Origin of the sequence: Actinoplanes sp. NPDC049118 (assembly GCF_040648555.1) — a bacterium.
Taxonomy (GTDB): domain Bacteria; phylum Actinomycetota; class Actinomycetes; order Mycobacteriales; family Micromonosporaceae; genus Actinoplanes.
In genome coordinates this window covers 257,604-270,124 of sequence record NZ_JBEZDY010000012.1, presented here as the reverse complement: position 1 = coordinate 270,124, position 12,521 = coordinate 257,604, and the positions used below count along the sequence as shown (strand labels likewise).

Here is a 12,521-nt window from a genome sequence, read left to right as displayed (position 1 = left end):
CGGTCGCCAAGATCGTTAAGCTTCTTGTCAACGGAAGGTCGGCTAGAATCCGATCACATGCATGCAGCAGGCGATCCCCGCCGTTGCCTGAGGTTGACTATCGAACGATGAGAGAGGCCGCTGCCTTGGCAAAGAAACTATGGTGCACCACTTTGGTGGCAGTCGTGACATTGTTGTCCGGCTGTCAGTCCGACGACGAGACCGCTGGCAACAAGGAACTAGCCGAGGGTGAAAGCTGGGCGGAGCAGCGAGAAATTGCCAAATCCATTTTGGCTCGCTACGACGAAAATCTGAGTCAGTCCAGCCAGTCGCCGGCACCCACGGACACCAAGCCTTCCCGGGCCCCGTCCCCCACCTACCCTGGCAAGAGCATCGACTCAGTCGTCGTCGACCCTGGGACAACGCGGATGAAGGTCACCTTCGCAGGTACGTCCGCTCCAGCGACCGCAGCCTGTGGCGCGGACTACTCCGCCGAGGCCGTCGAGTCCACCAAGGCCGTATTCATCATCATCCTGGAACAGCGCAACCCCTACAGCGGGCTATGCACACTCATCGGTGAGACGCGAACCGCCACTCTTAACCTAGCTCGCCCCCTAGGCGATCGGGCCGTCCTCAATATACCCAAATCTCGACCTAGTGCGGTAACCACGGCTCCTATTGCAGAATGATCGCTCGATATTCGAACCGCACCATACTCATGCCCCTCCTTTTGCGAGTTCGATAAGGGCACTTTGCGCCGGGTGCAGGCCCGATTCGCGACATCGCGGCGCAAGTGGGCCTCAAGCGGGGCTCAATATCGGATCAGCGCATCTCCTGAACGCTCAACTCGCCGGTCGTCCGCGCCGATCGAAAGGCACGCCCGCGCTGCCGTGCCAGGAAGACGCGGCGTCACACAGTGAGGGAACATGCGGACGACATCGGCTGGAAGACGCCTCATCGTCGCCCTCACCGTGATCGCATCCCTGTTGTAGTTCGCCGCCCCTATCAGCGTGCTACTGATCAGCGCAGACGAACGTGAGCAGGTTTCGAAGAACAGCTCGAGATCCAGGGCCCCGGCAAAGTCGCGACTGGTGTCCGAGTTGACGTGGTTGGTGTAGACGCGCCTGGAGTGTAAGTAGCAAGACGGGCATGACCGTTCCGGAAGATCATCGAGGTTTTCGAGGCCTTGTTGATCTATCCGAAGTGAGCCATGCCCGCGATGCCATCATCGCTGATCACCGCACTGTCGGCTGCACCGGCCGGGCACTGCACGCCGAAAGCGCCGGCGGGCTGCTACTGGCCCTGACAGATCTGCCGGATCCGCGCCACCGCCGAGGAATACGCCATGCAGCGGTCGTCGTCGTTGCGGCTGCCGTCTGCGCGGTGGTGGCCGGCTCCCCGTCCTACACGGCGATCGCGGAATGAGTGGCTGACCTGCCCGGCGACACCGCCGTCAGGCTAGGCATCGACGCCGATCGGCGCCCGTCCGAGACGATGATCCGCAGACTGTTACAGGCCCTGGGTCCGCGATGTCACCTACAACGAAGACCGCTCCCAGGTTCGCACTGGCGCCGGCCCACAAGTCATGGCCACGCTCCGCAACGCCGCCATCGGCGCGCTCCGCCTCGCCGGCGTCACCAACATCGCCGCCGCGAACCGCCACCACGCCCGCGATCCGAACCGACCACTCGCCCTACTCGGCATCACCTGACGACTTTGCCGGGGCCCTGGGTGAGGAGCGCTCACTCTGCTGTTGTCCAGCGGCCTGGGTGTTCTGAGCCTCGAAGCCGTCGATGATCTGCAGGAGCGCCGCGCTCTGCGATCTTGTGAAGTTCGGGTTCGCCTTGATGGCCCGCCGAACATCGTCGACGGTGGCGGCGGGCTGTTCCGGGAGGAAGCCGGCGAGGCGACGTGCTTCCTGCGGGTCGAGGTAGAGCTCGCTGCCTGCAGCCTGCGCCGCACGGTTGATCGCGTCGGCGAGAGCGTTGACGAGGCGCGGCTGGGGAGCGCGGGTGGTCGTCTTCCACTGGCTGAATGTGGCAGGCCTCACGTCTGCATCATTTAGCAGGTTTTGCATGGTTAGCCCGAGTTCACCGCATAGCTCCTTGATTCGGAGCCAAAGCGGGTAGGCAACTCCCTCGTTTGAGTGCGACACGTAGCACGTTGTAGCACGGAAAACCGTCGATTGGGAACTGAGACCGAACATCAAGGGCGGTCGATTCGGTTGAGACTAGGTCTTTTCATCCTTAATCGCTGCCCAGCGATGACGTTTCCTTACGGTTCTTTACGGTCTTGTGGTCCTTGATCACCGCCGATACCGTCGGTCCCCGGCGCTCAGAGCACCCTTTGCCTCAGTCCATCGGGGGATACGGCATGCAAGACGAACGGTTTATGACGGTCCACAACATCTGCCAGCGGCTGAAAGTCTCACGTTGGACGGTCCAGCGAGCCATCAAGAACAAGCACCTCAAGGCGGTAAAGGTCAGCGGGGGTCAGGGAGGGTCTGGCGGGCAGTGGCGCATCCGCGAGGAGTCGTTCCAGGAATGGGTCAAGGCCGGCACCCACGCTGAGCCCAAGGCTGGGGCTGGTGCGGGGGCGGAGCGATGAGCGGCGCGAAGACCGTCTCCGCGGTCGGGATCCCGACGTTGCATCGCTTCGAGGACGTCGCCAAGTCCTACGGCATCGAGGTCCGCGCGCTCAAGGACCAGGTACGGGCGTTGCGCGCCGAGCGGGTGAGGCTGGGGACGAAGTGGTACTTCACCCCTGCGCAGCTCGCGGCGTTTCACGCGGCGAGCACAGTCTCGTCCGGTGCCCGGCCTGGGGTGGATCCGCTCCAGAAGGTCCGCGACCGGCTGGCCAACCGAGCGCGCTCAGCCACGGCGCGTCGTGGTGCAGCAGGCCGGAGCGGGCGATGACCGGGCCAGACGGCACGATCCGACTCCAGGGATCTCCCGGCTCCCCCGACCCCGGTAGCCCGACCGGCAATCAGCGTTCTCAACCGCCGCAGTCCTCACTGCGATGTCTCCCGTCAGCGACCTGCGGCGTTCCTACGGGAACAGTGCCGAGGATCGGTCCGCTGACGGCCAAGGTGGTGCAGGCGCCCCCCCGTCGCCTGCACCACCACCCCAATCGCTGCGCCCGGGATCCCCGCAGTGCTCGCCTCAGCCACGCTGGCGTCGCTCGCGGTCCCGGCCGCTGCCGGGCCAGGGGGTTCGCGGTGATCGGCCCAGGCATCGATCGGGATGACAAGCCGGAGCTCACGTTGCAGCTGTTGACGGTCCTCGGCTTGATCATCGACGGCAAGGTGACCCGAGACCAGGCCTACCGATACCAGGCGCGGGGCTACAGCGATGACATCGACGCCGAGATCTACGACCTGGAAAACCGTTCGCTGGTGACCCTTCGCGCAGACGGTCGGGTGGCGCCCACCACGACAGGATCGCTCGTCTGGCGGGCGCGCAGACCGCGGCACCAACCAGCCGGCCGCTGGCGCACCCCGCAGTTCACCTCGGGCGGGGACACGCCTCACTAGCACCGCTGCCCCAGAACCGCTGACACCACCGGTCAGCCCCGTCCGCGCCTGTCGTGGACCGGGGCCGGTGCGGCACGCCCATCTAGCAGTCCGGAAAGGACTCCCACGTGAACATCATCGGACGGGCAATTACTGCCTATTTCACCGACGAGGGAAGCGTCGCGGCCGCCGTAGCCCTGTGGGCACGCCGCCGTCGCGACGGCACACGGCGCACCAACCGCCGCCGTACCGCGAGCGCGCACACCATTGAGCGGCGCCTCGCCGCACGCAAAGACCACGACCTGCACCTGGTTGGCGCAGGGGCCGCAGCTTCCTCGCGTCGGGAGCTGTGACGCAGGCCGGCGATGTCCTCGAGGACGCCTGATGGCTGCACCGGTCGACGCCGATCGGGCCACGATCGCCTGCCTCGCGCTGGTCGCGATCGTCGCAACTGTCGGTGTCGGTTGGGGTGTGCTCGAGCGTCTGCGTGCTGCCCAGTGGAAGCGCATTGCGCAGCAGCGAGCTGCTGTCGCCACTCGACTGAGTTCGATGCTCACCGATCGCGTTGGCGCTGCGGGGAGCCAGTCCACGCCCGCCGACCCGCGTCATGACCACTCGTTTGCCCCGCAACGCGCAGACCCTCCGCGCCGCCAACGGCGCACGCGCGGGGGCGGCGCCCGTATCCCGCTGCGGCACGTGCCGCGCACCCCACGACGAAGGCAATGACGAAATGATCTTGTATTCGGAACATGCCGACGGAGGCCTCGGCGAATCGGTGCCGCCGCTGACCGGGGAGGACCGCTACCTGCTGGCCACGGTATGCCGGCAGGCCAGAGCCAACGGGTGGCGCAGCGGGCACCGCCTTGGTTGGGTCCACCAGGGCCAGGGCGTGGCGGTCTCCGTCGAACCGGGAGCCCTTGCCCTGTGGTGGCGCGGCCCGGGCGGACGTTGGCCCACGCACCCCAGGTCCTACCCCGTCGCCTCGCTCAACGAGGCGCTGCACGTCCTGATCGGCGCAAGGCTGCTGCCGGGCTGGTACTGCGATCACGGCCGCCAGGCCATGGCCGATATCGCCCGGATCTGCGACCGCGCCGCCGAGGACCTTGACCGGCAGGCCCTGGTCACGCTGGCAGGCGACGAGGCGATGGCCGCCCGGGTATGGCGCCAGGCAGCGCGCAGGGCCCGCAGCGTCGCCGGCCTCAGGGAGCCGGCATGAGCCGACGTACGGGTCCTGGAGGCTTTCTGATCTCACGGCGTCGCCAGGGGAACACGACTCCGTACGGCGCGCATGACGAGTTGGAGGCGCCGCTACAGGCGTTCGTGCGCCGCGAGTGCAAGCGCCGTGACCTGCTGCACTACCACACGCATCGGTCGGAGCGTTCCGAGCGCGGGTTTCCCGACAGCGTGATCGTCGGCCCGCGCGGCGTGATGTTCAGGGAGTTGAAGTCCAATATCGGCCGCCCCGATCCCCATCAGCTGCGGTGGATACTGCGGCTGCGGGCGGCCGGCGCGGACGCGGCAATCTGGACTCCGAAGGACCGGCGCAGCGGACAGATCCTCAATGACCTGAACTGGCTGGCTCGCGCCCCGGGCCGGACCAGGACATTGCCCGCCGACCTGGCGAAAACTCTGTACCTGTTCTCCCGGGCCGACGAGGAACCGGCCGCCGGCGCGCACTGGGACGCGGGCTCCGCGCACGTCGACCACGACCGGTGGCACCTGCACGCGCAGACCACCATCCGCATGGTGCTCGCCGCCCTGCCGCACACTCCCGATCAGGTCGGCCAGTGGCTGCGCGAACACCACCTCACCAGCCCTGAGGCCAGCCGAGTGTTCGCCGCCTTACGCGACGACCTCGCCCGATCCGCCACGGGCCTGTCGTGAGCAGCCAGCAACCGGCCGCAGGACCGGCGATCGCCAAGGCCCGGGAACAGCTCTCGCCGGACCGCGGCCATCACGACCTGCCTGGAGCGGCGTGGCTCCAGCCGCGAGGCGAGCCCGCCCGGTCCTCGACTGCCCGCCCTGACCCACTTGCTCTAACAACACCCCGCCCTAGCGCCGCACGAATCCGTCCCGGCGCGCTGCGAACAGGAGCCGACTGCCATGGCCGAATTCCGACTCGCCGAGGTCCGCGACGGCCGGGCACGCTGGGACACCGCCGCACCGATCGACCCGCCGCGGCTGACGCCGCGCCAGCACGCGATCCTCGACTTCGTCCGGGCACACATCACGACCCACGGGTATGCGCCCACGGTGCGGCAGATCGCCGACGGCGTCGGCCTGGCCTCCAGCTCCACTGTCAGCTACCAGCTCGGCAAGCTGGAAGCGAAGGGCGCGTTGCGCCGCGCGGCGGATGTGGTCCGCGGCCTGCATGTCACCGGGTACGCGACGACGGCGAGTGACGGCGGCGGGCTGGCTCTAGTCTCCGGCGGGACACGGTGAGACGCCGCCGGCCACATTGCCACTCGACGAATTCTGATCGCGCATCAGATGTCGACGGTCCCCCCGAGCGCCTTCGCGCCCCGCACGTATCAGTCCCACGGCACAAGGGCGGCGAGAGCTTCCTGGTGCTTCGCGGCGATGGCGTGCTGACCGACGTAGGTACCCAAGCGGTCGGCGAACCCAACGGGGGTGCATCGTGAGGTTCGTCCTGGAGCTGCAGCGAGCCGTATGCAACTCCGCGATGCCTTCCACCGGCCGGCACATCATGCTCACCCTGGCCATCAAGGCCGACTGGGAGACCGGCGTCATCCCCTGCGAGCACAGCCCGTCGCTCACCACCCTTGCCGTCATGACGGGGTTGGCGAAGTCGACGATCGTCGAGTGGCTCGACGTCCTCGAAACCGCGGGATGGATCAAGCGCGACCGCCCACCCAAGGGCAGCCGAGACGAACGCACCGGCTACGTCCTGCTGATCGGCGCCGCGTATGTACCCAAGCCTCAGCGGGCCTCGCGGCGCACCGCCGCCTCCTCCGACCGTCGGCAACGCGGACCACTCAACGTTACCGAAACGGGAAAGTCATCCACCTTTGGTAGTGCGCCTGGCGACCCTGTCCGCCAGGCGGACAGCTCAGACACGGGCGGCTTGCCCGACTTTGGCAGTCCGCCAGGCGGACCAGTCCACCTGGCGGACACCCCCAGTAGTCCGCCAGGCGGTACACCAGCCGTCCGCCTGGCGGATACCGGTAGTCCGCCAGGCGGCCACGCATCTATTAGGAACTCTCCTTCGGAGAGTTCTACATCCGGGAGACGTTCCGCGCGCGCGACCCCCGGCCGTCCCGCCGCCGGCACCGCGGCGGCCGGTCGCCGCCGCGCGACCCGGATCCCGGCGGACTTCGCCGCCACCGACGAGATGATCGCCTGGGCTCGCAGCGACACCCCGAACGTCGGCGCCCGCGAGACCGCCGCCTTCGTCGACTACTGGAGCGGCCAGCCCGGCGAGAAGGGCGAGAAGTACGACTGGAAGTTGGCCTGGCGCATCTGGATGCGTCGCGAGCAGAAGAGCATCGAGCTTTCGCCGGGCTTTCGCGGCACGCCGGTCCAGACCGCCGTCGACGCCACTCCGGCGCCGCGGCCCGACGCCGTCGAGATGTGCGCCGAGCACCGCCAGGCCAAGGCCCACTGCGGCCTGTGCCGGTCGGAGAAGTACCTCGCCCCGTGGGACCGGGAGCCCGCACCGACCGAAGCCGCCCCAGCCGCGACGGGGCCGGACGCCGAACCGGACGCCTGGTGACCGCCATCGCGCGCCACAGGCGCAAAACCTCATCGACAAGAAGCCCTCAACGGACGGAGGTCATCACCGTGACGGACTCGACGACTTGCATCTGCTGTGCGATCTTCCGCCCCGACGCCACCCCACGCACCCCGACCGACGGACCCGTCTGCGCCGTATGCCGGTGGCGGCTGCGCCGCGACGTGGTCGCCATCGGCCGGCTCCACCGCGACCTCACCACGCCGGAACTCGTCGACGGCGACCGGCGGCTGGTCGAGGTGGTGGACGACGAGGGCAACCCGACCGGGATGCACCGATGGGCTGACCCGGCCGCGGCGGTCCTGCCCGTCGGCGCCGTGCCCGCCCGTTCCGGGCAACCGATCGTCACCGGCACCCGGGCACACAGCACCCCGATCGACCTCGACACGATCGACCTGATTGCACCGGCGAACCACGTCACCGTTCACGACCCGTACAACGACCAGATCGGGTACATCTCCGCTGCAACGATCCTCGACAGCTGGTGCCGAGCCCTACACGTCACCGTGTTCCCGTTCGAACCACGCCCCGACGCCACCGTGCCGACCCTCGTCAGTTGGCTGACCGGTGGATTCCCGGAGAGCCGCATGGACAGCGTGTGCAGCCAGTACCCCGCCATCCCCGACCTCGCCGGGGAAATCCGGCGACTCTGCATCGCGATGCGCGGCGCCGCTGGCGAGACCGAACTCAAGCCGCAAGTCCTGTGGGGCGTGCCCTGCCGCCGCTGCAATCTCGTCTCCCATCTCCTCCGCGACGAGGAGTACATCGAGTGCGGAAACTGCCAGTTGTTGCTCACCGACGCCGAGTACCGCACCTGGGTCGCCGAGGCCACGAAGCGGTTCGGGGCTCGGCCCGCAGTCACGAGTCAGGATTGATCGGCCTGGCTGCCAAGGGTTCCATCCAAGATCAACCTTTCCGCCATGCCTGATTACCTTCGACACGGTCCGAGAGACCCCTCAGCGTCCTCCGATCGAGAGACCGGCATTCGCTGTACCAACTCCAAAGCGCCCCCCAGACGAGCAGATCGAGGGCCGCAGCCCTGAACGCCTCCTCGAGGAGCTTCTTGGACGTACCAAGAGTTGCGGCCTCCACCGATTCGGTGGAGGCCGCAACTCTTGAGGTATTACAGGGTCTGACCTGTCGTCACAGCGGCCAGTGCCCCGACACGACGATGACCAGCACGATCACACAGATGATGATCTTCTGCGACGCCGCCACCTGCAGTGAGAACTTTGCCTGACTCTCCATTCACTACTCCCTACAATCATCGATCCCGAGCCCGGGCCTAGCGGTTCTGGAACTCGTACCCCGCCGGAGACCCGCTCCTCAGGGTTGCCACGCCCCAAATGAGCTCCAGCGCAGAGGTGCGAAGTTCGCCTCAACCGCGCGGCAATCATAGCGTCCACACACGATGGGGTTTGGACCGCACCGGCACGTTTCCCCGGATGTTTTGCGGACCCGCCATATTCATGATCAGGATCGCCGACTCCGCCCCCAGTTGGGGGCTGGTCGGGACTGTCGATAATCGAAGACACTAGATCTTCTCCAGTCGCTCCGGATCGACCAAGAACCATCCACCGTGTCGGGACTTCCGTGCCCGCCGGTGTCGTCGTCTGCGCAGCTCAGACGGCCTACAAGAAGGCATGCATTGCGTCAAGCAATGTCTACGGTCGTGCCGTACCCCGGCACCACCGAGAGTTCGTCTAGCACCATTGCGGGGGTACGATGAAGCGTAATGCAACGAAGCCCTTGCATCAGTCACTGAAGTCTGACGAGGAAGTCTTTCGCCGAACGCATACAGTGAAAGTGGTTTGACGCGCCCAATTCTTGTCTAGTCGAGTAGACAAATCTTCGCCAATGAGAACCCTGGAAAGTTTAGTGACAAAGAGTTTCGTAAGAAGGTCTTGAGAGAAATTGGCTAGATGAAAAGGCCGTGCTGGTTACGCACCGACGATGTGCCTGTGGCATGATGGACGCGCAGGGCAGCCTTGCTGACCTGCGCGAACGTCTGCAACCGTTGGTCCCAGCCCGGGCTACGCCAGGACGTTGATGGCCCTTCCGATTGCCACCGGAAGGGCCATCGCCTTGCCAGGGATAGATACGCGCGGCGTGTCGGTCGGCAGCCCGCGTGTCCTACCCCTCTTTACGCGCGTCAAGGGGCTAGGTGCCGTGACAAGCAGGAGAGGACGGCGCTGTCGATAGAAGTCACCGGGAAACCACCGAGATCAGCATGAGGTGACCGTTGAAACGCATGCGTTAACTTTGCGCGATTCCGTTCTTGCGTGTCGGAGCGCAGGTCCTCGACGCAGACCTCCTCGTGCGGCGCCGGGCGCACCCGCCGACTCCAGCACGAACCGGCAGCAGCTGAGCAACGCCCCCCGATCGGGGCGCAGCAGGGGCTGTGGCGACTCAGCGGGGAACGAAGATCAGCCGGTCTTTGATGACGGCTACCCGCTCTGGCGTGATGCTGGAGCAGAACACGACAAGCTCATCCGCGCTTTGAAGCCCACCTGGGCGCTCCCGCGCCACGACGACCTCGGCGGCCTGAGCTGGCGTCAGCTCCAACGCGTGCGCCAGCCAATCCTCGCGCACGTGGTTGACGTCGACAAGCCCGCCGTCGTCGTACTGCCGGGTGGTGATGTCCGGGCGCCCGATGCGTAGCTCGGCGGCCAGTGCCGGTTGCGAGGCTAGGAGCGCCCGTGCTTCGTGGCGGCGCTGCGCCCGCGCTTGCGCTGCCACGATGGCAGGATCCGTACCGAGGTTCGTCCACGGCGCCGGCCCCGCGGCGGCGTTCGCCGCGGCCTGCACCTTGAGCTGAAGCCACAGCACGTGCGCAAGTCCGCCGAACCACGGGATGATGCAGAACGGCACCATCACCCAGTCCGGCAGGCTGCCCTGGTTGGCCTCGGTGAAATTAGTGCCGATCATGAAAACAAGCGTGCTGGCGAGATAGCCGGCGGCGGCGACCTGGTGGCCGCGCGAGCGGAGTTTGACCCCGCCGATCAGCACCATGACGAACGTGCCCATCCCGCAGGTGAGCAGCGGGATCAGGAACCACCACCAGGTGCCCGATGTCCCGGGACGACGGACGGTGAGCGCCGGGGGGATTGGCCGGGAGTCAGGAAGCATCCGCCCATCGTAGGGAGGAGCGGTCTGAACTGGATGACCGTGAATGGGAGCAGTCTGCGTCGCTGCCCTGCGGGCATGCTTTACCTGCGCGCGCCGAGTCGCTTCGGCGGCGTCTTGCGCGATTATGCTTCGGCAGCCCTTGCACCGGCCGGCGGCCTCCGCGCTGCGGTGGTTGATCCCGCAGACCCCGTACACCTTCACCCGTCGCCGGGATCGGCCACGCCGGCCGCCGGTGAGCGGGATGGAGACGCGCAGCGGACCGAGGCCGAAGCCCAACCGAATGCCCATGTCCGCCGTCCTTAGCTGCTGCGTCTCCCGCCCTGCCGTCAGGGGCCTGAACTACTGGATCGGGTAGTCATGAGGAAAGCTGAGATGTTCCGCCTGCACTCTGCTCCGCCGCGCCTCTGCGCGCACTCTCGTAGCTGATGAGAGTGCACTAAGAGCACCCGTGATCAGTGCGCACAGAGAGCGGAAGCAGCTTCGTGAGAAAGGTGCTCCCCCTTGCGAAGTTCTTCGTAGGTGTGGCGGATACGAGCCGCGTTATAGTCCCGCGATGCGATGAGTCCGAGGGCAAGTGCTACGGGACCACCCTCGGTAGTGAGGCTGGCGTCGGTGCAGTGCAACTGATGGCCGGCTGGGAACGTTCCCTGACCCCATTCGACGAGCCGTCGCAGCATGCCCTGTTTCCGTCGATCGCGGCGTGTGACCATGTCGTGTACGAAGCCGATGCTGGCGCCTTGGTGTCGAATAGTCTCGCCAACTTCTGTGAAGAACCACAAATGGCTTACGCAACCAAATTCGTCGCCGATCCATAGCAGTCGACGCCGGTGCAAGCCGTGCTCATCGGCTGAACGGTAGAAGAGCGAACCCCTCAGGTCCGTTGGGGGTTGCAGCCCAGTGGCGTGCCAGATCATGATTCCTCCGATCGCCTTCCTCAGATCAACGAACTGACCTCCCGTAGGGGACGCAACGTATTGGGTCAGGGCTGCCCGAGCGATCGGCGCGTCCTCTTCTGCTGCCGTCCGCGACCGACCCTTGATGAGCAACGTCCTGCAGCGTAGTCAAACTCGCTGGCGCCGAAGTTCCGACTTTGCCAAGAAGAGCGCCGTCCTATTCACGAAATCAACGACGGCGCATGGCGCTGCCAACAATTTCATCAGACTACCGCAACGACTGACGGTGTCGACGTGGGCTGCGGCGTCGAACAATATGTCCGTCATTCCGATTTCCACTATCAGCACGAAGGTCGCTTGCGTAACGGTACGCTATCGAGATGCGCAGTGGGCAGAGCAGGACGCGACAGCAATACCTGGGCGACCTTGGCGAGGCTGAAGTCTATGCCGAGTTTCTGCATCTGGGTGCGAGCATTAACTACCTAACGCAGTCCGACAGCGGGTGGGACCTTCATCTACACCTGCCATCGGATTCTATTGACGTCGAAGACGCGTCGGATCTCCGCGCCTGGGACCTGTCGGGTCGCGTTGCCCATGTGCAGGTAAAGAAGCAGACGTCAACGAAGTCTCCGGGACTGAAGGTGTCAGCAGTCCATGGCTGGATTACTGGCACGCGATCCGGCGTACCGACGTTCCTCTTCGTTGTAGACGGGCAGGGCAATTTCAGGTACGCAACTCCAAAGGCCTTGGCGGACTGGATCGACTTGTCGTCAACCCCAGCCGAGGGTGAATCCAGTACGACCAAACTGTCAATGTTTGATTACTCTCGCACTAAATTCCGTCAGGTTCTGCAAGTGTGGTCACGCTTTCCCAACGCATTGCTTTATAGTGGCGTGATTGATGATCTCGTCCACGGAAACGGGGTTGTGCAACCTGCCGCTGCCATCGATTTGATTGCGGAAGTCGCTCTAGGCTGGCTCAACTCAGCTGGTATCTCATACACCGGACTCGAAGGAGACTGGGACCGGTACGCAGGTGAATTCTATGCCGCCGCCGACTTTCCTGATTTACAGAATGGGGGTGACGAGTATCAGAAATTTCGCCAGGAACTGGAAGAGCGACAAGATTTTCATAACGAAATTGGGTTGCCCGTAGCGACGTATTCGCTGCTACCCGATACTGAGGCAAGTCGAAACGACGCACTTAGAATGTTGCGACTGATATTCAAGACCGCCGCAACGGAGCTTGCATAGCAAGG

15 protein-coding genes and 1 pseudogene are annotated in these 12,521 nt (G+C 65.4%); 14 read left to right on the top strand and 2 right to left on the bottom strand.

Features of this window, described 5'->3' with window-relative positions:
* The first annotated feature begins 107 nt into the window (after positions 1-107).
* From AB0B58_RS21100 to AB0B58_RS21090, 3 genes and pseudogenes are all read left to right on the top strand, one after another.
* A complete protein-coding gene (locus AB0B58_RS21100; RefSeq protein ID WP_360225830.1) occupies positions 108-668 on the top strand; it encodes a hypothetical protein in 561 nt (186 codons plus the stop codon).
* Between the two features lie 460 nt (positions 669-1,128).
* Positions 1,129-1,404 carry a transposase family protein gene (locus AB0B58_RS21095; RefSeq protein WP_360225828.1) on the top strand — a complete coding sequence of 92 codons (276 nt, stop codon included), beginning with the start codon at positions 1,129-1,131 and terminating at the stop codon, positions 1,402-1,404.
* A gap of 94 nt (positions 1,405-1,498) precedes the next feature.
* Positions 1,499-1,690, top strand: a pseudogene (locus AB0B58_RS21090) (ISAs1 family transposase); the annotation flags it as partial.
* On the opposite strand, the gene AB0B58_RS21085 reads toward AB0B58_RS21090, so the two are convergent.
* Positions 1,673-2,056, bottom strand: a complete 384-nt coding sequence (locus tag AB0B58_RS21085) for a hypothetical protein (protein WP_360225825.1) — start codon at positions 2,054-2,056, stop codon at positions 1,673-1,675. The pseudogene AB0B58_RS21090 and the gene AB0B58_RS21085 sit on opposite strands and share 18 nt — an antisense overlap.
* Before the next feature lie 296 nt (positions 2,057-2,352).
* On the opposite strand from AB0B58_RS21085, the gene AB0B58_RS21080 reads away from it, so the two are divergent.
* From AB0B58_RS21080 to AB0B58_RS21040, 9 genes are all read left to right on the top strand, one after another.
* On the top strand, positions 2,353-2,586 hold the full coding sequence (locus AB0B58_RS21080) for an excisionase family DNA-binding protein (RefSeq protein WP_360225822.1): 234 nt from the start codon (positions 2,353-2,355) through the stop codon (positions 2,584-2,586).
* Complete coding sequence (locus tag AB0B58_RS21075; RefSeq protein ID WP_360225819.1) at positions 2,583-2,894, top strand: hypothetical protein; 312 nt, start codon at positions 2,583-2,585, stop codon at positions 2,892-2,894. Before AB0B58_RS21080 ends, AB0B58_RS21075 begins: the two co-directional genes overlap by 4 nt.
* 302 nt (positions 2,895-3,196) lie before the next feature.
* Positions 3,197-3,511, top strand: a complete 315-nt coding sequence (locus AB0B58_RS21070; RefSeq protein WP_360225816.1) for a hypothetical protein — start codon at positions 3,197-3,199, stop codon at positions 3,509-3,511.
* A gap of 107 nt (positions 3,512-3,618) precedes the next feature.
* Positions 3,619-3,843: a hypothetical protein gene (locus AB0B58_RS21065; protein ID WP_360225813.1), complete on the top strand. Its 225-nt coding sequence runs from the start codon at positions 3,619-3,621 to the stop codon at positions 3,841-3,843.
* Positions 3,844-4,097: 254 nt separating this feature from the next.
* A complete protein-coding gene (locus AB0B58_RS21060) occupies positions 4,098-4,706 on the top strand; it encodes a hypothetical protein (RefSeq protein ID WP_360225807.1) in 609 nt (202 codons plus the stop codon).
* On the top strand, positions 4,703-5,374 hold the full coding sequence (locus AB0B58_RS21055; RefSeq protein WP_360225804.1) for a hypothetical protein: 672 nt from the start codon (positions 4,703-4,705) through the stop codon (positions 5,372-5,374). Before AB0B58_RS21060 ends, AB0B58_RS21055 begins: the two co-directional genes overlap by 4 nt.
* Before the next feature lie 219 nt (positions 5,375-5,593).
* Complete coding sequence (locus AB0B58_RS21050) at positions 5,594-5,932, top strand: MarR family transcriptional regulator (RefSeq protein ID WP_360225801.1); 339 nt, start codon at positions 5,594-5,596, stop codon at positions 5,930-5,932.
* A 196-nt stretch (positions 5,933-6,128) separates the two neighbouring features.
* A complete protein-coding gene (locus tag AB0B58_RS21045; RefSeq protein ID WP_360225798.1) occupies positions 6,129-7,223 on the top strand; it encodes a hypothetical protein in 1,095 nt (364 codons plus the stop codon).
* Positions 7,224-7,291: 68 nt separating this feature from the next.
* Entirely contained in the window at positions 7,292-8,116 is an 825-nt protein-coding gene (locus AB0B58_RS21040) for a hypothetical protein (protein WP_360225795.1), read from the top strand.
* A gap of 1,534 nt (positions 8,117-9,650) precedes the next feature.
* On the opposite strand, the gene AB0B58_RS21035 is transcribed toward AB0B58_RS21040, so the two are convergent.
* Entirely contained in the window at positions 9,651-10,370 is a 720-nt protein-coding gene (locus tag AB0B58_RS21035; RefSeq protein ID WP_360225792.1) for a hypothetical protein, read from the bottom strand.
* Between the two features lie 626 nt (positions 10,371-10,996).
* On the opposite strand from AB0B58_RS21035, the gene AB0B58_RS21030 reads away from it, so the two are divergent.
* Positions 10,997-11,185, top strand: coding sequence for a hypothetical protein (locus tag AB0B58_RS21030; RefSeq protein ID WP_360225789.1), 189 nt, complete (start codon positions 10,997-10,999; stop codon positions 11,183-11,185).
* 458 nt (positions 11,186-11,643) lie between these two features.
* Complete coding sequence (locus AB0B58_RS21025) at positions 11,644-12,516, top strand: hypothetical protein (RefSeq protein ID WP_360225786.1); 873 nt, start codon at positions 11,644-11,646, stop codon at positions 12,514-12,516.
* The last annotated feature ends 5 nt before the right edge of the window (positions 12,517-12,521 follow it).

Excerpts from the sequence above, each read along its gene's own strand:
- AB0B58_RS21055 (WP_360225804.1), top strand. The coding sequence starts at position 4,703 with ATGAGCCGACGTACGGGTCCTGGAGGCTTTCTGATCTCACGGCGTCGC.
- AB0B58_RS21030 (WP_360225789.1), top strand. The coding sequence starts at position 10,997 with ATGGCCGGCTGGGAACGTTCCCTGACCCCATTCGACGAGCCGTCGCAG.
- AB0B58_RS21100 (WP_360225830.1), top strand. The coding sequence starts at position 108 with ATGAGAGAGGCCGCTGCCTTGGCAAAGAAACTATGGTGCACCACTTTG.
- AB0B58_RS21035 (WP_360225792.1), bottom strand. The coding sequence starts at position 10,370 with ATGCTTCCTGACTCCCGGCCAATCCCCCCGGCGCTCACCGTCCGTCGT.
- AB0B58_RS21050 (WP_360225801.1), top strand. The coding sequence starts at position 5,594 with ATGGCCGAATTCCGACTCGCCGAGGTCCGCGACGGCCGGGCACGCTGG.
- AB0B58_RS21085 (WP_360225825.1), bottom strand. The coding sequence starts at position 2,056 with ATGCAAAACCTGCTAAATGATGCAGACGTGAGGCCTGCCACATTCAGC.
- AB0B58_RS21025 (WP_360225786.1), top strand. The coding sequence starts at position 11,644 with ATGCGCAGTGGGCAGAGCAGGACGCGACAGCAATACCTGGGCGACCTT.
- AB0B58_RS21060 (WP_360225807.1), top strand. The coding sequence starts at position 4,098 with ATGACCACTCGTTTGCCCCGCAACGCGCAGACCCTCCGCGCCGCCAAC.
- AB0B58_RS21095 (WP_360225828.1), top strand. The coding sequence starts at position 1,129 with ATGACCGTTCCGGAAGATCATCGAGGTTTTCGAGGCCTTGTTGATCTA.
- AB0B58_RS21075 (WP_360225819.1), top strand. The coding sequence starts at position 2,583 with ATGAGCGGCGCGAAGACCGTCTCCGCGGTCGGGATCCCGACGTTGCAT.
- AB0B58_RS21080 (WP_360225822.1), top strand. The coding sequence starts at position 2,353 with ATGCAAGACGAACGGTTTATGACGGTCCACAACATCTGCCAGCGGCTG.